Origin of the sequence: Pantoea sp. Ep11b, from assembly GCF_040783975.1 — a bacterium.
GTDB lineage: Bacteria > Pseudomonadota > Gammaproteobacteria > Enterobacterales > Enterobacteriaceae > Pantoea.
In genome coordinates this window covers 1,770,020-1,789,243 of record NZ_CP160631.1, presented here as the reverse complement: position 1 = coordinate 1,789,243, position 19,224 = coordinate 1,770,020, and the positions used below count along the sequence as shown (strand labels likewise).

Sequence of the window (19,224 nt, the reverse complement as noted above, 5' to 3'; positions counted from 1 at the left end):
TGATACCATCGAATGTAAAGACAGGTAAGCAGAAGTCTGCGTGGGTTTTTGGGGCTTATTCAGGGGATCGGAATCGGGGGAAGCTGCGCCATCGTCGCGACAGCGTGGAGGCCGCTCCCGCCTCCGGTACTCTGGTTGCGGCTGGAACGGCCTGAAAGGTTATGACGCTGGCGTGGCTTTCCAGCCACCGCCCAGCGCGCGGTAGAGGTCAATCTGCGCCAGCAGCAGATCGCTTTTCACCGTCACAAGGTTCAGCTGGGTCGAAAACAGGGTGCGCTGCGCGTCCAGTTCATCCAGGTAGGAGGCGTAGCCGTTCTGATAGCGGTTACGGGCAATGCGCAGCGCCTCCTTCACATAACTTTCCTGCTGTTGCAACGCCTTCAGCTGCACTTCACGCTGCCTGATGGCGTCCACGGCATCACTGACCTCAGAGAAAGCGTTTCGCACCACTTTTTCATAGCCATAGAGCGCCTGATTTCGCGTCGCCATAGAAACATCGACCTGCGCCGTCAGCGCTTCACGGTTCAGCAGCGGCGCAAGGATGCTTCCCCCCACGCTCCAGAGCCGGAACGGATTGTCCGCGAGCTGATGCAGCACTGAACTCTGCAGGGTGCCGGTGGCAGTGAGATTCAGGCCCGGCAGCAGTTTCGCCTGCGACGAGGCGAGGCTGGCATCAGCCGCCAGCAGCTGGCGCTGCGCCTGAACGATATCCGGACGACGATTAAGCAGCGCAGAGGGCAGCAGCGACGGCATCGGCTGCGGTGAGATCAGGTCAAACTGCTGACGGCGGGCGATGCTACGCGGATTCATACCCGCCAGGATGCTGAGGGCATTCTCCTGCCGGGCGATCTGATGCTGCAGCAGCGGCAGCTGGGCGCTGGCCGACTGGTACTCCGATGCCGCCTGCATCCACTCCAGCCGGGAGGTGTAGCCGGTTTCAAACTGACGCCGGGCCAGCTTCAGTGAATTACTGCGGCTGGCCAGCGTCGCCTCGGTGACCCGCAGCTGCTCATCCAGCGCGCAGAGGTTGAAATAGCCGGACGCCACCGAACTGGCGATCGTCAGCTCGGCAGCAGAGGCGGCCGCCTGCTGTGCCGCCAGGGTTGCCTGCGCCGCCGTGATGCTGCTGCTGCGTGCGCCCCAGAGATCGACATCGTAGTTCGCCTTCAGCAGCCCCTGAAAAATATCAGTTTCATACGGCTGGCCTGTTACCGAGGAGAGTGTGCGCTCACGGGTTGCGGCCACCCCGGCGCTCAGGCTGGGAAAGTTATCGCCCTCTGCTGCGCGCAGCTGGGCGCGGTATTGATCCACCCGCGATCGCGCCGTGAGAATATCGGGATTGTTGCGCAGCGCCTGAGTGACCAGACGGTTGAGATTCTCATCATGAAACGCGCGCCACCACTCCGCCTCGGGCGCGGCTGACGGCCCGACCTGACCGCGCCAGGCCTCAGGGATCAGCAGCGAGGCGGGTGCCTTCTCAACCTGGGTCGCGCAGCCCGACAGCAGGAGAGTAACCACGGCGATAAGCGTGCGATGCCTCATGGCGCCCCCTCTGCGGCGGGCTGCGCGGCGGTGTCGATATCCACTTCCACCGACATCCCGGGACGCAGCTGCGACATATCCTGATCATGGATGCGGATACGAACCGGGATCCGCTGGGCGATTTTGACGAAGTTACCGGTGGCGTTGTCCGGTGAGATGGCGCTGAATTCTGATCCGGCCGCTGGCGAGATAAATTCCACCTGACCGTTAAAGCGTTTGCCATCCAGGGCGTCGACCCGGATGCTTACCGGCAGGCCGGGGCGAATATGCGCGAGCTGGGTCTCTTTCAGATTGGCGATGATCCATTTGTTATTCGGCACCACGGAGGTCAGACGTGTTCCGGCGGTGACGTAGGCGCCGGTGCGCACCGACAGCTGGCCGAGCTGACCGTCATCGGGCGCGGTGATCCGGGTATTCGCCAGATCGATCTCCGCCAGCTCCAGCGCGGCACGGGCGCTGGCGACGTCACCTTCCAGCGCACCACGGTTGACGATGACGGTTTGCAGGTTCTGCTCAGCCACAGCGATCTGGGCGGCGGCCTGACGCACCTGCGCCTGCGCCTGGGCGCTGGCGGCGCGGGCTGCATCGCGCTCGCGCACCGACAGCGAGCCATCTGCCGCAAGGTTTTCGACGCGCTTCAGGTCAAAGCCGCTCTTCAGCGCCTGCGCTCTGGCATTCTCCAGCGCCGCCTTGTTGCTCTGAATAGTGGCTTCTGCGCTGCGACGCTGTTGCAGGTTATTGTTGAGTGCCGCCTGCTTCATCGCCAGCTGCGCCTGCGCCTGATGCACCCGCTGGCGATAGATACGGTCATCAATCGTCATCAGCAGTTGCCCTTTTTTCACCGGCTGCAGATCGATCACCTCTACCGACGTGAGATAGCCATTGACCTGCGGACTGATAAACGTCACCTGACCGCGCACATAGGCGTTCTCGGTGCTCTGTATGGCGCTGGTAAAAGGCCAGAGCTGCCAGGCATAGAGAATGACCAGTACGCCAATGACGACGATGCCGCTGCCTGCGGCGATGGAAAGAATACGGCGGCGATTGGCGCGTTCGCGTTCGGCCGCCTGAAGCTCATCCTGCTGACTCATTGTTTCTCCGTTGATTCCTGTAATGCGGCCATCTGCTGCTCACGCAGGTTAAATTGTGCCTGACGCCAGTCGAGGTAACGACGCCGGGTTAAACGCCAGATCACCCACATCAGGGTAATGAGTGCCAGCGCGGCGGTTAACAGGTAAGTGTCGTTATAGGCGAGGACGTTGGCCTGCAGCGTGGCCACCGTCTGCAACTGGCTGGTGCTCTGCGCGCCGCGCAGTACGTCGTCGCCCACCTGCGAATGAAACAGGGCATTGTACTGGCTGAGGCGTTCGGTGACGTTGGGGTCGAGCAGTGAAAGCTGATCGCCCAGCAGGCTGGAGTGATACTTCTCACGCCAGACCTGAAACGTGCCGAGGATCGCCGAGCCAATCAGCCCGCCGAGGTTCTGGCTCATGCCAAACAGCACCACGAAGCTCACCAGATTTTTTGGCTGCGTCACCACGCTGCCGATCCCCATCAGCATGGCGGGCGCCATAAAAAAGGCGCTGCTGAACCCCAGCAAAAACTGACTGAAATACATCTCAGTGGCGCGGGTCAGCGGGCTGGACTGCGCATCCATCAGCGACGCAATAATCATCACCACCAGCGAGACAACAATCGGCCAGTTAAGGCGGTCAGGTTTGATGGTCAGCGCACTGGCGGCGATACCCACGATCACCCCGGCAATGATCGCCAGCGCCAGGCCGCGCATCTGATCGTTCTGCAGGCCGATCTGCTGCAGAAAACCGACCGCGCCGGTGTTCTGCTCGGCCAGTACGATACGGATCATAATCATTACGATGCCGAGCCGCACCATCATGCCGCTGCTGAGCCAGCGGGTGTTGATCAGCGGGTTGCGCCGGTTGTGCTCAATGACGATAGCCGCGACGATCAGCGTCAGGGCGATGGCGGTACAGATCCCCAGCCACGGCGTGGTAAACCACCACTCAATACGCCCCAGCGTCAGGACGCCGCACAGCAACGCCATACCGGGAGCCAGCAGAACAAAGGTGACGAAATCCATCTTTTCAAAGGTTTTGATGCGATCGCCGGGCGGCAGCTTGACGAGCAGCACCCCGCCCAGCGCAATCAGCGCCAGACCGAGTTCAAACAGGTAGAGACCGCGCCACTCGTTGAGCTGCAGCAGTTCGGAGGAGAACAGGCGAGCCAGCGGGATCGCCAGCTGCGACACTGTCAGGCCAATGACCAGCGCTTTCAGACGATGTTTCGCGGGCCACGCCTGCACCTGATAGTAGATCCCCAGCGAACTGAGCGCCGCCGCCACCATGCCGTGGGCGGTGCGCACGATAATTGCGGAGCTAAGGTCGTTGGCAAACAGATGGAAAAACGCCACCAGCACATAGAGCACCAGAAACGCTTCGGTAAAGACCCGCAGGCCAAACTGCTGACGGAACTTCACCAGCAGCAGGTTGATGGAGATATTGCCCATCACGTAAACTGCGGGCAGCCAGGCAATCTCATTTGACCAGGCCGCGAACGTCCCCTGCAGATTGACCAGATTGGCCGTGACCAGCGCGTTACTCAGCGCACCGGTCAGCGAAATCAGCAGGCCAATCAGGCCAAATGCCAGTCGTTTTGGCATCGGATGCAGCGGGGTCGAAGGTGAACCTGGCAGCATCGGTTTTTCGTGCGGCAACCACTCGCGTGCAGCGTAGGGATTTCGCTTTGCCACTGTTACATGCTTCCCATACGACTCAGCAGTTGTTGCAGAACGCGCTCGGTGACGGCCAGATCTTCAGGGTCGATATCCGCCAGCATTTCGGTTCGCAGTGCATCAGCCTCTGTTTTCACTCTGGCGAACGCTTCGTTGCCCTTTTCAGTCAGCACCAGATGACGTTTGCGGCGATCCTCTGGCGGCTGGACCCGCATCAGCAGAGATTGTTTCACCAGCCGATCGACCAGCGGCACCATGCTGGCATCTTCCAGCCCCAGCATCTGCGCCAGTTCGGTCTGGGTCATCCGTTGTGGTTCGCTGGCGATCAGTCCGATAGCCATCCAGCTGCTCATGCTCAGGCCGCTATCTTTAAGGTGACGATCGACCGCCAGGCGCCAGGCGTGCGCGGTCAGATGCAGTAAGTGGGTAAAGGTACGTGTATGCTGAGACAAATGTTAGCAGCCTAATAGTAAGATATCTAATTGAGTATGGACGTTATTATACGCAAAGCGATCCGCGAATGAAAAGCGTCCGATCTGTTAAAAATTAGTGTATCGCGGCAGAATGTCCAGAGACCGCAACCGGGAGCCGGATACCATGCCAAAGCCATCAGCAAACTGGGTTGACCTGCGCCGGGATGCCGCGAGCGGTATCGAGGCGCTGCGTGCCCATTTTACCGGCCACGCCTACGATCCTCACTGGCACGACAGCTACCTGATTGGCGTGACCGAACAAGGTGTACAGCAGTTTCATTCGCGACGCAAACAGCATCAGAGTCGGCCCGGCACGGTCTTTATGCTGGAGCCGGAAGAGCTGCATGACGGGGATGCCATCAATGACAGTGGTTTCACCTACCGGATGCTCTATCTCTCGCCCCAGCAGATCGCGCAGCACCTGCCTCCGCTCACGTCCGACGGGGTCGCCGACCCTGAGCTACATTTTGCCACTACATTGCGCGACGACCGTCCGCTGGCTTATGCGGTCTGGCATGCGTTCGATGCCCTGTGGCACAACCACCCTGCCCTGATCAAAGAGGCGGCGCTCGATCGGCTCGCGGCACTGCTCTCCCCGCACCGCCAGGCGTTCCGGCCGGTCCAGCCTGAGGATCAGGATATCCGGCTGGCGCTGCAGGCGCGTGACTGGCTGATTGCTTATCATGCGGATAACCCCGGTCTGGCGCAGATGGCGCATCACCTGCAGGTGGATCGTTTCCGGCTGTCACGCCTGTTCCGGGCGCACTGGGGACTGCCCCCGCACGCCTGGCTGGTGCAGTGGCGGCTGAGTCAGGCGCGTCGTCGGCTGGCACAGGGCGAGCCCGTTGCCGATGTAGCCGCCGCGCTGGGCTTTGCCGATCAGAGTCACCTGGGCCGCTGGTTTAAGCGTGCCTGCCAGCTGTCGCCTGCGCGTTATCAGCACGCCTGCACAAATCTTCCAGACCCCGGTTAAGCCTCCTGACACACTACGTTTTTTCCTTTCGGACAGGAGATGCGTAATGCAGGACCTCAGATGTGTGATGATACTCAACAGCATACTGACACCCGGTAAAGCCGCCAACGCGGCAGCCGTGATGGCCTTAACCCTGGGACAGCGACACCCGTCGCTGGTGGGCCAGCCTCTGGAGGATGCGGCGATTCGCTCCTCTCCCGGCCTGATCACCACCGGTATTCCGGTACTGGTCGCCAGCGACCCGCAGCTGGATGCCCTGCGGGCAGCCTGCGAACAGGCTGATTATGATCTGGTGCTGTTTCCGCAAGCGGGTCAGACCACCACCGACTATCAGGCCTTACGCGACGTGCTGCGGACGCAGCCGCGGGAGCAATGGCGTCTGCTGGGTATAGCCCTTGTCGGTGAGAAAAAAGCCCTGCGTAAGCTGACGGCCAGACTGGCGCTTTTCAGCTGATATTGCCGGCGGGAAACAGGACAGGGTTTCCTGTTTTTTCCCCGTCTGCCCATTCAGCCAGGCCGCTTGTATAGGTTATTTGTACAGATTTTGTTTCGGAATAATCTTTATAAGCTGCTGAAAAGTGAAAAATAGCACGTTTAGCCAAAGGATCCGATTGTACAGATTGGGGTTCATTGTATAACTTTATTACCACGAGTTGTTATGCGACTCTGTAACGAATGATGCACTTGCGTCGCCTCTGAAGGTGTCAGTGGATTTCCACCTTCAGAGGCTATTTTTATCTGCTCGCTTTCCGGGCTGGCACCATCGCATCTGTCCATGTGATGGTTTTTTTGATCGCTTTTGTCCTGACATCCGAACCGGAATCGGGCTGTTCTGAAGGGATTACACATGCAAGATAGTCTTCCCCGGACTGAAAAAGAAATTTCCGATTATTTTAATGCTGCGGCCAGCCGGCCTGCCAGCGAGATGGAAACCCTGGGTATTGTGATTGCAGAAATCCTGCAGTCCGGCATGCCCGTGAATAACAAAGCCATTATTTCAAAGCTGATTCACCGGCTGGAGCTGGAAAGTGACCGGGCGTTACTGGATGTCTACCGGCAGCTGCTCGACCTGGTGGTTCACAAAACGCCGGACGATTTTTCATTGTAATAACAGTGATTCCACGGAGGGAGTCGTTCGCCTTTTTCTGGTATCTTTCCTGCACGCCCGGTAATATCTGCCTCTCACCTGCTATTACTATTTTCCCGCCCCTCGCGCGGGAGCAAAATAACTCAAGAGCCTGCAATCTTTATGACTCAATCCAATGATAAGGCCGCAACTGAGGTTGTGGCTGGTGATATCAGCGTGGGGCGCGTTCTGCGTTCGCCTGCGCTGCTGACGCGCGAATGCCTGGCCGGGGTGATTACGGCGCTGGCCCTCATCCCTGAAGTCATCTCCTTTTCCGTCATCGCGGGCGTGGACCCGAAAGTCAGCCTGATCGCCTCTGTCGTGCTCTGCCTGACACTGTCGATTCTGGGTGGCCGTCCGGCGATGGTGACGGCGGCCGCCGGATCGGTGGCGCTGGTTATCGGCCCGATGGTGCATCAGCACGGCGTGGAATATATTCTGCCCGCCGTGGTACTGGGCGGCGTGATTCAGATCCTGTTTGGCGTGGCAGGCCTGGCGCGCATGATGCGCTATATTCCCCGCTCCGTGATGCTGGGGTTTGTGAATGCGCTCGGCGTGCTGATCTTCTTTGCTCAGGTGCCGCACGTCTGGGGGCAATCCTCACTGGTCTGGATTTTCTTTGCCGTCACGCTGGCTATCGTGCTGTTGCTGCCACGGCTGATAAAGAGTATTCCCTCTCCGCTGGTCGCTATTGTGGTGGTGACGGCCGTGGCCCTGCTGATGGGCTATCGTATGCCGAATGTCGGCGATGAGGGATCGATGAGTCCGGGTCTGCCGGGCTTCAATAGCCTGCTGGTGCCCCTGAATCTTCAGACGCTGCTGATTATCTGGCCCACCGCGCTGAGTATCGCCTTTGTCGGCCTGATGGAGTCTCTGCTGACCGCTAAACTGGTGGACGATCTGACCGACACCCCATCCAGCAAGCGTCGCGAATCCTGGGGGCTGGGGATCGCCAATATTCTGGCGGGCTTCTATGGCGGGATCGCCGGCTGCGCGATGATCGGTCAGACCATCGTCAATGTGGAGCTGGGTCGGGCGCGCAGTCGGGTGTCGACGGTTGCGGCTGGCCTGGTTCTGCTGCTGCTGGTGACCGGGCTGAGCCAGATTATGGCGCAGATCCCGATGGTGGTGCTGGCCGGGATTATGATGGTTGTGGCCGTGAAAACCGTAAACTGGCACAGCCTGCAGCCCGCTACCCTGAAGCGTATGCCGTGGTCCGAAACGCTGATTATGGTGCTGACGGTCGCGGTGACGGTCTGGACCGGGAACCTCGCGCTGGGCGTGCTGGCTGGCGTGATTCTCGCCATGCTGCTGTTTGCCCGCCGCATTGCCCATGTTATCCATGCGGAACGCGAGCTGAGCGCAGATGGCAAATCGGTGCGCTATGTGGTGCGCGGCCCGCTCTTTTTTGCCAGCAGCAACGATCTGTTCGAGCATTTCGATTATGCCCACGATCCAAAAAAGGTGACGATCGATCTGACTCATGCGCAGATCTGGGATGCCTCCAGTGTCGCGGCGCTGGATGGCATTGAGTATCGCTATCAGCGTTATGGTGCAGAAGTGGTGATTGAGGGTCTGGATCCGCGCAGCACCGACTTTCATCAGCGTCTGACCGGTAACTTTGGTTAAATGAGGCTGTTCTGCTGCCGGTCCGGCAGCAGAACAGATTACGCCTGTTGCCGCCGTGCCCGGTAGCGGCCCACCATCGTGATCAACGCCTGATAGATTAAGCCGGCGTAGAGACTGCTCAGAACAGCCAGACCGGGCTCTTTGCCCTGCGCCTGCCATGACATAAACCACATGAATACGCCCCACAGAACAGAGAACACCAGCCAGCCGCGGACGAACTTCATCATGCCATTCATAACGTCTCCTCTAAAATGAAGCGCTACCTTAACGCGGGCCATCGTGAAACGCATGGGTAATGTGTGTGAGTTGCGAGGCGTTTCAAAATATTCGTGACTGATTTTCCTGATTGTCAGCGGTCACATCGGTTTCAGGCGATTTTATGGCGCTTATCTATACTTAACGCTCCGCTTAACCGATCAGGGAAATATGATGAAACGTACGGCTTATCTGTTATCCACACTGGCTATTCTTGCAACCCTCACCGCCTGTGCGCCGCCTCCACCAGGGAGAGACGCTCCCCCGCCGCCACCGCCAGGTAAAGACGCACCACCACCACCACCGCCTGGCGCACCCGGCACCATGACCCCGTCAGGACAACCGCAGGCCTGATGTACCTCAGCCAGCCTGCATGTCAGGCTGGCCTGGAAGGGTAATGCCGCTGATAAATCGGAATATAAAGATTCACATGCTGTATGACAGCAACCCAAAGCCTGACGATCAGGGAAAAGTTGCCGTTTTCAGCCCTGTTTCGGGTCGCCGAAGCCGGTCTGAACCGCAATGCACACACAACCGGATGCCAGTGGGTGCACTTCGAGACCGGAGGCAGGAAGTGGACCGGGCAGCAGGAATTGAACCCGCATCGTCAACTCATTCTGAGTTGCAGTAATACCTTTATACCATGCCCAGTCAGCGTGCCTGAAAAGGCAACCGTTACTGTTAAGGGTAGCGCTACTCCCCGGACAGGCAAGCGCAAGCGGCAGCTATTTTTCCCCCTGCACCCGGAAGCAAAAATCATATGCGGTAGCCGTGCAGCGTGATAATTCAGCTAACCTTACGTTTAAGGCAACCTGTTCCGGCCAGAATGTCAGGCCACTTTTATCGCGAGGTACAAACTATGCCTTCAGGACAATTTTACGTCGTTGATCAGCCTGAGCTCAATTTTACCGCCAGCTATCATATTGATAAGGTAAATGAAAAACCCTTCACATCACGGATGGTGCTGGAGATCCAGAAGCAGATACAGTCTACGGAGGCGTTCGATACGCTCAGCATCGGTAATGAAGTGACGTTTGTCTCCTCCAGCGGCGAGGCGCAAAAGATGGTGCTGGTGAGTGAGACAGATGAAGAGCTGGTATTCAGTTCGCGCGGCTGAACAGAATGCCGTTGAGAGGGATTGCGGTATCTGACAACAGGCACAAAAAAACCGCCTCTTATGGGGCGGCTTACGACACTGCTTATCATTGATTTTATAGGTAAATCGATATGGTGCCCGGGGCGGGACTTGAACCCGCACGACCTTACGATCGAGGGATTTTAAATCCCTTGTGTCTACCGATTTCACCACCCGGGCAGGGTGTAACTGGAGGCGCGTCCCGGAGTCGAACCGAGGTACACGGATTTGCAATCCGCTGCATAGCCACTCTGCCAACGCGCCTTAAACTGATGTGCCGCCAGGCTAACCTGACCTGCGAATCTGGAGCGGGAAACGAGACTCGAACTCGCGACCCCGACCTTGGCAAGGTCGTGCTCTACCAACTGAGCTATTCCCGCAAATTTCAGCACTTTCTTCGAACCTGCTGATTTTACTTATCTTCTGGCAGACTCGCTGCCTTTCGATGCGTTGCATTCTACTGACCTGACGGATTGAGTCAATAAAATTATCCTCACAATCCGTCCGTTTGCTGCTTTTTAAATCGTATCGATCACGGTTCGAGCAAATCGCCACGCGCGGCACTCAGATACTGGAACATCGACCAGAATGTCAGCACGGCAGCAATGTACAATGCGACGACGCCGACGGCCACAACGGTGGCATCAGGACGCCACAACAGCGCAAACAGGGAGAACATCTGCGCAGTGGTTTTGACTTTACCAATCCAGGAAACCGATACGCTGCTGCGTTTGCCAATCTCCGCCATCCACTCACGCAGTGCAGAAATGATAATCTCGCGCGCAATCATGGTCGCGGCGGGCAGCGTAATCCACCAGGCGTGGAAGTATTCGGCCACCAGCACCAGCGCAATCGCCACCATCACTTTATCGGCAACCGGATCCAGAAAGGCCCCAAAGCGTGTCGTCTGCTTCCAGCGGCGCGCCAGAAAGCCATCAAACCAGTCAGTGATGGCTGCAAAAACAAAGATTAAGGCGGTCGCGAGCGGCGCCCAGTAAAACGGCAGATAGAAAGCCAGCACAAAGAACGGAATGAGCACGACTCGAAACAGGGTGAGACACGTCGGGATGTTTAATTGCATATGCCGGTAACTGTCTGGATATAGGTAGAATTTGTCCTATGTTCCTACATTGCCCCCCCTGTTTCAATGCTAGTGTTTCAGGGAGTAGTATATTTTTTCTGCCAGCGCGTGCGAGATACCGGGCACATTGGCGATCTCCTCCACCGACGCATTCAGCAGCGGTTGCAGGCCCCCCATGTACTTAAGCAGTTGCTGACGCCGTTTTGGCCCCACCCCTTCGATGCTTTCCAGTGCGCTGGTGTTCTTCACTTTGGCCCGTTTTTTACGGTGGCCCGAAATTGCATGGTTGTGAGCGTCGTCACGTATATGCTGAATCACATGCAGCGCCGGGGCATCAGGCGGCAAGGAAACGCCCTCACCTTCCGCTTCGAAGAACAGCGTCTCCAGTCCCGCTTTACGATCGCTGCCTTTGGCAACGCCCAGCAGAATGGGCCGGCTCTTGTCCCAGGGCACATCCAGTTCGGCGAAAACCTGCAGTGCCTGGGCCAGCTGGCCTTTACCGCCATCGATCAGAATCACATCCGGGATCTTATCTTCTTCAATCGCCTTACCATAACGGCGTCGCAGCACCTGATTCATAGCAGCGTAGTCATCGCCCGGCGTGATACCGGTGATGTTGTAGCGGCGATAATCGGCGCGCAGCGGTCCGTTCTGATCAAACACCACACAGGAGGCGATAGTCTGCTCACCCATGGTGTGACTGATATCGAAACACTCCATGCGCTTGATTTTGTCGAGCTCAAGAAACTCCGCCAGTGCCATCAGCCGCTGATGGATAGTCGAGTGCTGTGACAGCCGGGTAGTCAGCGCCGTCGCAGCGTTGGTGCGCGCCAGCTTCAGGTAACGGGCGCGGTCGCCGCGCGGCTTGCTCTGAATGTTTACCCGCCGCCCCGCCAGTTCACTGAGCGACTCGGCCAGCAGCTCGCGCTCCGGCAGCGTGAAGTCCAGCAGGATATCACCCGGCAGCGTGCGTGCCTCGCTGCCCTGCAGGTAGAACTGCCCGACAAAGGTCTGCACGACTTCGGCCAGGTCGGTATCCACCGGCACCTTCGGGAAGTAACTGCGGCTGCCCAGCACCTTGCCCTGACGGATAAACAGTACATGCAGACAGGCCATGCCTGCCTCATAGGCTACGCCCATCACATCCAGGTCATCGCCCTGATTCGAGACAAACTGCTTCTCGGTGATGCGGCGCACCGCCTGAATCTGATCGCGCAGTCGCGCCGCCTCTTCAAAGCGCAGGCCAACGCTGGCCTCTTCCATGCGTTTCACCAGCTGGTTCAGGACCTGATCGTCCTTACCGGCCAGGAACAGCCGCACGTAATCGGTTTGCTGCGCATACTCCTCTTCGCTGACCAGACCCGCCACACAAGGCCCCAGACAGCGGCCTATCTGATACTGCAGACAGGGCCGGGAGCGATTGCGGTAGACGCTGTTTTCACACTGACGGATAGGAAAGACTTTTTGCAGCAGCCCCAGGGTTTCGCGCACCGCATAGCCGTTGGGAAACGGACCAAAGTACTCCCCTTTGGCATGTTTTGCGCCACGGTGCATCGCCAGCCGCGGATGGGTATCGCTGCTCAGAAAGATGTAGGGGTAAGATTTATCGTCGCGCAGCAGCACGTTATAGCGCGGCTGATAGAGCTTGATGTAGTTATGCTCAAGCAGCAGCGCTTCGGTTTCGGTATGGGTAACGGTGACATCGATGTGCTGGATATTGCTGACCAGCGCTTCGGTTTTGCGGCTGCCGACCTGGGTGCGGAAGTAGCTGGTCAGACGCTTCTTCAGGTCTTTGGCTTTACCCACATAGATGACAGTGCCTGAGGCGTCATACATGCGGTAAACACCGGGCTTGCTGGTTACCGTACTCAGAAAGGCTTTAGAATCAAAAACGTCATTCACTACTGATTAACGGCTCCGCATTGAAAAGGCCATGTCGAATGGCCAGATGCGTTAACTCGACGTCGCCACTGATATTCAGCTTACTGAACATCCGGTAGCGGTAACTGTTAACGGTTTTAGGACTGAGATTTAACTGCTCGGAAATTTCCGTCACCTTTTGTCCACGGGTGATCATCAGCATAATCTGCAATTCCCTTTCCGACAAACAGCTGAAGGGGGATTCCGCTTTTTGCGGCTCAATCTGACTCAGCGCCATCTGCTGAGCGATGTCCGATGCGATGTAACGCTGCCCGGCGTTCACTGAGCGGATGGCGTTGATCACCTCCTGCGGCGCGGCCCCTTTACTCAGGTAGCCTGCGGCACCCGCCTGCATTACTTTAGCAGGCAGCGGATTTTCCGTGTGAATGGTCAGCATGATGATTTTGATATCGGGGTTATAGCGCACAATTTTGCGCGTCGCTTCCAGCCCACCGATACCCGGCATGTTCATGTCCATCAGGATCACATCGACCTGGTTGGTCCGGCACCACTTTGCCGCATCCTCGCCACAATTCACCTCTCCGACCACGGCCAGACCTTTAACATCCTCAAGGATGCGACGGATACCAGCACGGACAAGTTCATGGTCATCAACAAGAAGCACACTGATCAACGGGAAAACTCCAGAGGCCAAAAAAGAGGAAGCAATTCACGATTGCAAGAGGTAATCATACCCGCTTTTCCCTTAAAAGCACATCAACAAAGTAAAACAGTGGACGCTTTACATGATTAACGGCGAACAGGCGTCAGGCGCCTGAACAGACTTTTCTTACAACTAATCAGCCCGCTTAATAAAATGATAACCTGCTGTATATCAGCAGATTAATCATATTCTATAACGGACGCTGGTCGGATAAGTCGGTGCAGTCACTCAGCCTGATGCGGCAGTAATTACTTTCAGAGATTGATTAATTGCACTGGACAAACCAGCTATTTAAGGCAAAGCGAAGCCGTTGCGTCAGCAACTTCATGCCCCTGTGATATACTCACGCTTTGCTGTACGGACAGTGAGCCGCTACGTTGTCATTCACCAAGGAGAAACTCATGAGCGATGAAGATTTTGCCACTTCGCAGGAAGCCCAGAAATTATCGGATGAAATCGCGGGTCTGAAGATGATGATCACCCTTATCCTCAAAGGTATGGGTCAGGCTGATGCCGGAAAAGTCATTATTAACATGGAACGCTATGTGCAGACGCTGGGCGATAAGCCGCAGGCGGAAGTGTTCAGCAATACCATCAAACAGATTAAAACCGCTTACCGCCAGTAAGAGTAAGCATGTTGCCCCCCGCGACGGGGGCAAATTCGTCAGTTATGTGCCTGCCAGTTTACCGACACACCCAGCGTCGGCAGCACCTCTTCCGGGCTGAAACGCCGTGTTCCACGATACTTCTCGGCCAGCGCAGGCTGGACCACCGGAATCCGGATCGCAAACAGATTATCTTCCGACAGAATGAGCCCCGGCGTCAGCGGTTCGTAAACCACCTGATGCTGCTCAAACATCTTCTCCAGCATCGGCGTGGCCGAACTGATGATATATTCCATGCCGTTCAGTTCTGCCAGCTGTACTGCGTGCCAGAGAATATTGAGCGGCAGCTCAGCATCCACTTCCAGCCGGGCTGAGAAGCGCGACATCTCCCACACTTTCTCATGGCTGAACGGCAATACGATGCCTTCGCTCTGTTCAGGTTCGAACCACGGCATCAGACGCGCACAGCCACTAATCCCGAAGCGGGCATTCCAGGCGATCAGCCAGGTGACGTCTGAACGATCGTAGCGGTCATACTCCTGGCCTGGCGTACTGAGGCGGGGAGGAATAGACCACCCCTCGCCGCGCGCAAAGACGCTGTAACGGTAGCTGCCCAGTTCGGCCAGTAATGAGGATGGCATATCCTTTAACTGCGTTTGCACTATTTTCATTATGCGCCTCTGACATCCCCATGTTGCTGTGAATTCTTTGCGCCAGCCCGGCAAAGTCCCGGCGCAGGGTAGACAACTGATCCAAACAAAGGAACTGCTAAAAGTGGCAGTTGTTTAAGTTCAAATCAGTCCGATTGCCGCTGCATAGCAGGCAATTTGCGTTTTATTGGAAACATTGAAACGCTTTTGCATATTTTTCTGATGAAAGTTAACGGTATGTTCGGAGATAGATAAAATCAGTGAAATTTCGGCCGCCGTTTTCCCTTCGGCTGTCCATTTCAGAATTTCCAGCTCACGCTGACTAAACTCGTTCTTCAATACCATCATGGCATCATCGCGGATGCGTTCCAGCGTATCCAGGCTTAGTTCCGCTAAAAGATGTAGTTTTACCTCAAGCTCAGCATGACAGAGCTGGAGAGGAATGGACTGTTTCGATGATATAGATAATATACCAATGACGCGATTTGGTGCCATTGCAGAGCACGAAAAACCGCTCAGCAGCCCATATTCTCTCGCCTCATCCCACAGGTTGCCAGCGTCAGCAAACTGCTCTTTCGACCAGGCCATCCCCCTGCCCGGCTGCTGACATAATGTGAGCACCGGGTCGACAGCGTAGTAATTCTGCTTTTCATAACGCTTTACCCAGAGCCGGGGATAGGTGCTATGCAAATGAATACGCGGCCGGGTAAAAGGCACCGGATGCTGAATCAGAAAGGCAAAATAGTCGAAGCCTAAAGATTCAGTAAAGTGTTGCAGTAACGTTTTCAGTTCAGAAGAAAGCGTTACTGCCTGAAATTGTTTTTTCACCTCACTTCGCCAGGCGAAATAGTTTTCAGTGCTCATATTGCCTCAGCGTTTTTTTTCACTCGCCCTTACAGGGTTATTCAGTTGAATTCATCCGTTAAAATAAATGACCAGAAGAAGATTAAATTATTCCTGGCGCAAAGCCGTCGCTTCTGCAGCACATTTAACCTTTCACCGTGATAAGGAAGTGAAAACCCGCCCCTGCCAGTACAATGTGAGGCCGATCACAGCAATTTCAATGACCCTAAAAGAATAAGATTTTTCTGATAGGATTTCAATCCCTGCCAGTGCTGTTTAAAAAATCCTGAGCCTGAAACTACCTGTGAAAATAGCGTATAAGGATGCGCCTGTTGGGTAAATAAAGAGTAAACAAAGCGTTAATTATGGCGTGATAAGCGAAACGGTAACGGGAATGACCCACCTATTTTTTATCAGGAAATAAGACTTAAGTCAGATGACAGTGAGCGCATTCTGTTTTGCAGCCGGGGCAGCGTTCCGTCGGGCAGAGAGAGAATAGCTGTCCGCCCGCGCCCCCGGCGGTTTTACACGACGCCAGTGACTCAGCTTCCGCAGTGAATGGCTGGCGTTATCGCTGGCTATTTAATCAGGCTGCGTGACAGGCTATTCTTCGCGCCAGTGCGTATCATCCTGTCTCTCCAGCTGCACCCATACTTTTTTTTACTCTACGGATAATCTGATTTGCAGAAAAGTGCCACGCCCATCCTGATTTGACTTAATTCAGCTTGCCGCCCGCAATATGTGCCTGAGATCACAATTCACGACGGTAGCAACGCCTTTACTGGCGCTATTCCGGTCAAAGAAAGTACTTTAAAGATAGTCACATTACGGGCACATTTGCGAATAATTTTTCCACAGGAAACACCGCCTTTTATTTCTTAGCGATTCCTTTTAAATAAACAATTAATTTAGCTTAATTCACGCGTCTGCTGTTCTGAAATAATTTCATCCGGCTGGCCGCAGGCGCAATCGGAATATGCAGAAAATCTGATCAATTTGTTTAGCCCGCCAGCACTTTCCTGTTAAATTAACTGGCACTAAAAATAACCACCTTCATGCTCCCCCTTCTCATTGCCCCGATGAGAATGAAGTCAGGCAGGATGAACGGCCATCATTCAGAGGTTTTATTTCTGCTGGTCCGGTCAATATTAAATCAGCGCCGTTCTTTATCCTTTCTGATGATTCAGCGGCAGTAGCCTGTACCACGCATGCCCAGATGAAAATGTGAGGCGTGCGCAGAGTTATAGTCTGGCCCCAGCGCATTACCAAAGACCTCACAGCCTCCGCGCCAGAGCGTATGCAGCATCGCCGCTTTCTCTGCCGGCTGCTGCCAGTGACGACCGACCTCCAGCCGCTGACCATCCGCCAGCTGAAAGCCAGTGATATCCACGGCATCGGCGGTGGCATGTTCGCTGCGTCGTCCCTGCGCGCGATGGTAGATATTACGGCAGGCATAGCTGCCCACATGGGTGATCCGGACCAGGGGACTGTGCATATCGCGGAGCGTCTGCTGGCGGCTGCGCAGCGCATACATGGTGCTGGCCACTGCCATCGGGCAGCTCGCCAGAAAACTGCTGCTCAGGCTGACCGGGCCCAGTTTCTGAATCCGCAGCGGCTGGCTGATCGGGCAGGTTCCGGTGACTGGCGGGCGCTCGGTAAAGCTGACCCAGCCCGCCTGTTGCGCCCGGCGCATGACGTCCAGACAGGCACCGGCGTCACTGGCGAGGCGTTTCATCTTAAGCTGTGTCATCCATCCGGGCGGATCGGTCACAGAGAGCGGGGTAAAGGGATTGAACTGCGGCGGCAGATGCTGCTTAAGCCAGGGTAAGCTGCCCCACCCCAGCGCGATTAACAGCAAAAACAGGATAAGCGTGCGCATAGATCCCTTCGCAGCATGATGATTAACAAATAAAAAGTGTAGAGGCAGAACCCCGTTTCTGCCCTGAGGCTGACATAACGTGATGAATAATTACCCAGACTGACGCAAGAGTAACCGAAACTGTGCGTTATTACCGCTCACGGGACCAGAGGCTTCACAATTGATAAAAAAGCGTTACCCGATTCAGGCCCTCTTCCTCTATCTTATGCCGACTTGCCTCCGGGCAGACGCGTTTACTAACAGCCAGCAGAGCTGACACAACATCAAGACAGGAAAGACAATTCTATGGTTGATCAATCTAAAGAAACCACGCGCGCACCTGATGCGTCCGACAAGCTCCAGCGTAATCTGCATAATCGTCACATCCAGCTTATCGCCATTGGGGGTGCGATCGGTACCGGCCTCTTTATGGGCTCGGGGAAGACGATCAGCCTGGCCGGTCCCTCGATCATCTTCGTTTATATGATCATCGGTTTTATGCTGTTCTTTGTGATGCGCGCCATGGGGGAGCTGCTGCTCTCCAACCTCGAATACAAATCTTTCAGTGATTTTGCCGCTGATCTGCTCGGCCCGTGGGCGGGCTATTTTACGGGCTGGACCTACTGGTTCTGCTGGGTCGTGACTGGCATCGCCGACGTAGTGGCGATCAGCGCCTATTTTCAGCTCTGGTTTCCGGGCTTCTCGATCTGGATGAGCGCCCTGCTCTGCGTCGTGGTGTTCCTGGCGCTGAACATTGCCACGGTCAGACTGTTTGGTGAAATGGAGTTCTGGTTCGCGATCATTAAAATCGTCGCCATCGTGGCGCTGATTGTGACCGGCGTTGTGCTGGTTTGTCTTCACTACCCCTCGCCTGGTGGCGGTACGGCGGCGCTGAGCAACATCTGGGATCAGGGTGGTCTGTTCCCGAAAGGCATCAGCGGCTTCTTCGCCGGGTTCCAGATTGCAGTATTTGCTTTTGTCGGTATCGAACTGGTGGGCACTGCCGCGGCAGAAACGCACGATCCACATAAAGTCTTACCGCGTGCGATTAATGCGATTCCGTTGCGCGTCATCATGTTCTATGTGCTGGCGCTGATGGTCATTATGGCGGTGACGCCGTGGACCCAGGTGATGGCCGATCGCAGCCCGTTTGTGGAGATGTTCGTTCTGATTGGCCTGCCTGCGGCGGCGAGTATCGTTAACTTTGTGGTGCTGACCTCGGCAGCCTCTTCGGCCAACAGCGGCATCTTCTCGACCAGCCGTATGCTCTATGGTCTGTCACAGCAGGGTGTGGCGAGCCGCGCCTTTGGCAGACTCTCGGCCCGTTCGGTGCCTACGACCGGCCTCTTCTTCTCCTGCCTCTGCCTGTTGGTGGGCGTGGCGTTGATCTACCTGATCCCGGATGTGATGAAGGTCTTTACCCTGGTGACAACCGTGTCGGCCATTCTGTTTATGTTCGTCTGGACCATCATTCTGTGCAGCTACCTGGCCTACCGGAAAAAGCATCCGCAGCGCCACGCGGAGTCAGCGTTTAAGATGCCGCTGGGCAAATTCATGTGCTGGGTCTGCATGGCCTTCTTCGCCTTTGTGCTGGTGCTGCTGACGCTGCAGGAGGATACGCGTCAGGCGCTGATGGTAACGCCGCTCTGGTTTGCCCTGCTGGGTGCAGGCTGGATGCTGCGCCGTCGTCGCAGCCGCTGATCGTCAGCGCACTCAAC

At 56.2% G+C, this 19,224-nt stretch carries 18 protein-coding genes and 4 tRNA genes; 7 read left to right on the top strand and 15 right to left on the bottom strand.

Going from position 1 to position 19,224, the window contains the following annotated elements; all coding sequences use genetic code 11:
• Window positions 1–159: 159 nt before the first annotated feature.
• The 4 genes from AB1748_RS08390 to AB1748_RS08375 are packed head-to-tail and all read right to left on the bottom strand — an operon-like array spanning window position 160 to window position 4,746.
• A complete protein-coding gene (locus AB1748_RS08390; protein WP_367396234.1) occupies window positions 160–1,542 on the bottom strand; it encodes an efflux transporter outer membrane subunit in 1,383 nt (460 codons plus the stop codon).
• Entirely contained in the window at window positions 1,539–2,633 is a 1,095-nt protein-coding gene (locus AB1748_RS08385) for an HlyD family secretion protein (RefSeq protein WP_111138588.1), read from the bottom strand. The genes AB1748_RS08390 and AB1748_RS08385 overlap by 4 nt, the downstream gene beginning before the upstream one ends.
• A complete protein-coding gene (locus AB1748_RS08380; RefSeq protein WP_111138587.1) occupies window positions 2,630–4,312 on the bottom strand; it encodes an MFS transporter in 1,683 nt (560 codons plus the stop codon). The genes AB1748_RS08385 and AB1748_RS08380 overlap by 4 nt, the downstream gene beginning before the upstream one ends.
• A gap of 2 nt (window positions 4,313–4,314) precedes the next feature.
• Complete coding sequence (locus AB1748_RS08375; RefSeq protein ID WP_111138586.1) at window positions 4,315–4,746, bottom strand: MarR family winged helix-turn-helix transcriptional regulator; 432 nt, start codon at window positions 4,744–4,746, stop codon at window positions 4,315–4,317.
• A 145-nt stretch (window positions 4,747–4,891) separates the two neighbouring features.
• Between AB1748_RS08375 and AB1748_RS08370 the strand changes: the two genes are divergently transcribed.
• The 4 genes from AB1748_RS08370 (at window position 4,892) to AB1748_RS08355 (ending at window position 8,495) form a co-directional block, all read left to right on the top strand.
• Window positions 4,892–5,740, top strand: coding sequence for an AraC family transcriptional regulator (locus tag AB1748_RS08370; protein ID WP_293773950.1), 849 nt, complete (start codon window positions 4,892–4,894; stop codon window positions 5,738–5,740).
• A gap of 46 nt (window positions 5,741–5,786) precedes the next feature.
• Window positions 5,787–6,194, top strand: a complete 408-nt coding sequence (locus tag AB1748_RS08365) for a DUF2000 domain-containing protein (protein ID WP_111138584.1) — start codon at window positions 5,787–5,789, stop codon at window positions 6,192–6,194.
• Between the two features lie 393 nt (window positions 6,195–6,587).
• Complete coding sequence (locus AB1748_RS08360) at window positions 6,588–6,848, top strand: biofilm/acid-resistance regulator YmgB/AriR (RefSeq protein WP_111138583.1); 261 nt, start codon at window positions 6,588–6,590, stop codon at window positions 6,846–6,848.
• Window positions 6,849–6,989: 141 nt separating this feature from the next.
• Complete coding sequence (locus AB1748_RS08355; RefSeq protein WP_199559962.1) at window positions 6,990–8,495, top strand: SulP family inorganic anion transporter; 1,506 nt, start codon at window positions 6,990–6,992, stop codon at window positions 8,493–8,495.
• 38 nt (window positions 8,496–8,533) lie between these two features.
• On the opposite strand, the gene AB1748_RS08350 is transcribed toward AB1748_RS08355, so the two are convergent.
• Complete coding sequence (locus tag AB1748_RS08350) at window positions 8,534–8,731, bottom strand: DUF6404 family protein (RefSeq protein ID WP_111138582.1); 198 nt, start codon at window positions 8,729–8,731, stop codon at window positions 8,534–8,536.
• Between the two features lie 594 nt (window positions 8,732–9,325).
• Window positions 9,326–9,401 (bottom strand) — tRNA-Leu (locus tag AB1748_RS08345).
• Window positions 9,402–9,609: 208 nt separating this feature from the next.
• Here AB1748_RS08345 and AB1748_RS08340 point away from each other — a divergent pair.
• Window positions 9,610–9,867: a hypothetical protein gene (locus tag AB1748_RS08340; RefSeq protein WP_111138581.1), complete on the top strand. Its 258-nt coding sequence runs from the start codon at window positions 9,610–9,612 to the stop codon at window positions 9,865–9,867.
• A gap of 111 nt (window positions 9,868–9,978) precedes the next feature.
• Here AB1748_RS08340 and AB1748_RS08335 read toward each other — a convergent pair.
• The 6 genes from AB1748_RS08335 to uvrY form a co-directional block, all read right to left on the bottom strand.
• A tRNA-Leu gene (locus AB1748_RS08335) sits at window positions 9,979–10,065 on the bottom strand.
• 10 nt (window positions 10,066–10,075) lie between these two features.
• Window positions 10,076–10,149 (bottom strand) — tRNA-Cys (locus AB1748_RS08330).
• 40 nt (window positions 10,150–10,189) lie between these two features.
• Window positions 10,190–10,265 (bottom strand) — tRNA-Gly (locus AB1748_RS08325).
• Between the two features lie 152 nt (window positions 10,266–10,417).
• The gene (gene pgsA, locus AB1748_RS08320) at window positions 10,418–10,966 is read right to left on the bottom strand and encodes a CDP-diacylglycerol--glycerol-3-phosphate 3-phosphatidyltransferase (RefSeq protein ID WP_111138580.1); all 549 of its coding nucleotides are present in this window, start codon (window positions 10,964–10,966) and stop codon (window positions 10,418–10,420) included.
• 69 nt (window positions 10,967–11,035) lie between these two features.
• The gene (gene uvrC, locus AB1748_RS08315; RefSeq protein WP_111138579.1) at window positions 11,036–12,868 is read right to left on the bottom strand and encodes an excinuclease ABC subunit UvrC; all 1,833 of its coding nucleotides are present in this window, start codon (window positions 12,866–12,868) and stop codon (window positions 11,036–11,038) included.
• Window positions 12,861–13,520, bottom strand: a complete 660-nt coding sequence (gene uvrY / locus AB1748_RS08310) for a UvrY/SirA/GacA family response regulator transcription factor (RefSeq protein ID WP_111138578.1) — start codon at window positions 13,518–13,520, stop codon at window positions 12,861–12,863. Before uvrY ends, uvrC begins: the two co-directional genes overlap by 8 nt.
• 431 nt (window positions 13,521–13,951) lie before the next feature.
• Between uvrY and AB1748_RS08305 the strand changes: the two genes are divergently transcribed.
• Window positions 13,952–14,176 carry a DUF2594 family protein gene (locus tag AB1748_RS08305; RefSeq protein ID WP_111138577.1) on the top strand — a complete coding sequence of 75 codons (225 nt, stop codon included), beginning with the start codon at window positions 13,952–13,954 and terminating at the stop codon, window positions 14,174–14,176.
• A 38-nt stretch (window positions 14,177–14,214) separates the two neighbouring features.
• Here AB1748_RS08305 and AB1748_RS08300 read toward each other — a convergent pair whose 3' ends face one another.
• From AB1748_RS08300 to AB1748_RS08290, 3 genes are all read right to left on the bottom strand, one after another.
• The gene (locus tag AB1748_RS08300) at window positions 14,215–14,826 is read right to left on the bottom strand and encodes an acyl-homoserine-lactone synthase (RefSeq protein ID WP_111138576.1); all 612 of its coding nucleotides are present in this window, start codon (window positions 14,824–14,826) and stop codon (window positions 14,215–14,217) included.
• Window positions 14,827–14,946: 120 nt separating this feature from the next.
• A complete protein-coding gene (gene sdiA / locus AB1748_RS08295) occupies window positions 14,947–15,669 on the bottom strand; it encodes a transcriptional regulator SdiA (RefSeq protein WP_111138575.1) in 723 nt (240 codons plus the stop codon).
• A gap of 1,162 nt (window positions 15,670–16,831) precedes the next feature.
• Window positions 16,832–17,527: an extensin family protein gene (locus AB1748_RS08290; RefSeq protein WP_111138574.1), complete on the bottom strand. Its 696-nt coding sequence runs from the start codon at window positions 17,525–17,527 to the stop codon at window positions 16,832–16,834.
• A gap of 285 nt (window positions 17,528–17,812) precedes the next feature.
• Here AB1748_RS08290 and cycA point away from each other — a divergent pair, with 285 nt between their 5' ends.
• Window positions 17,813–19,207 carry a D-serine/D-alanine/glycine transporter gene (gene cycA / locus AB1748_RS08285; protein WP_111138573.1) on the top strand — a complete coding sequence of 465 codons (1,395 nt, stop codon included), beginning with the start codon at window positions 17,813–17,815 and terminating at the stop codon, window positions 19,205–19,207.
• The last annotated feature ends 17 nt before the right edge of the window (window positions 19,208–19,224 follow it).

Coding starts and splice junctions, on each gene's coding strand:
- AB1748_RS08390 (WP_367396234.1), bottom strand. CDS start 1,542: ATGAGGCATCGCACGCTTATCGCCGTGGTTACTCTCCTGCTGTCGGGC.
- AB1748_RS08385 (WP_111138588.1), bottom strand. CDS start 2,633: ATGAGTCAGCAGGATGAGCTTCAGGCGGCCGAACGCGAACGCGCCAAT.
- AB1748_RS08370 (WP_293773950.1), top strand. CDS start 4,892: ATGCCAAAGCCATCAGCAAACTGGGTTGACCTGCGCCGGGATGCCGCG.
- AB1748_RS08365 (WP_111138584.1), top strand. CDS start 5,787: ATGCAGGACCTCAGATGTGTGATGATACTCAACAGCATACTGACACCC.
- AB1748_RS08360 (WP_111138583.1), top strand. CDS start 6,588: ATGCAAGATAGTCTTCCCCGGACTGAAAAAGAAATTTCCGATTATTTT.
- AB1748_RS08355 (WP_199559962.1), top strand. CDS start 6,990: ATGACTCAATCCAATGATAAGGCCGCAACTGAGGTTGTGGCTGGTGAT.
- AB1748_RS08350 (WP_111138582.1), bottom strand. CDS start 8,731: ATGAATGGCATGATGAAGTTCGTCCGCGGCTGGCTGGTGTTCTCTGTT.
- AB1748_RS08340 (WP_111138581.1), top strand. CDS start 9,610: ATGCCTTCAGGACAATTTTACGTCGTTGATCAGCCTGAGCTCAATTTT.
- pgsA (WP_111138580.1), bottom strand. CDS start 10,966: ATGCAATTAAACATCCCGACGTGTCTCACCCTGTTTCGAGTCGTGCTC.
- AB1748_RS08305 (WP_111138577.1), top strand. CDS start 13,952: ATGAGCGATGAAGATTTTGCCACTTCGCAGGAAGCCCAGAAATTATCG.
- AB1748_RS08300 (WP_111138576.1), bottom strand. CDS start 14,826: ATGAAAATAGTGCAAACGCAGTTAAAGGATATGCCATCCTCATTACTG.
- sdiA (WP_111138575.1), bottom strand. CDS start 15,669: ATGAGCACTGAAAACTATTTCGCCTGGCGAAGTGAGGTGAAAAAACAA.
- AB1748_RS08290 (WP_111138574.1), bottom strand. CDS start 17,527: ATGCGCACGCTTATCCTGTTTTTGCTGTTAATCGCGCTGGGGTGGGGC.
- cycA (WP_111138573.1), top strand. CDS start 17,813: ATGGTTGATCAATCTAAAGAAACCACGCGCGCACCTGATGCGTCCGAC.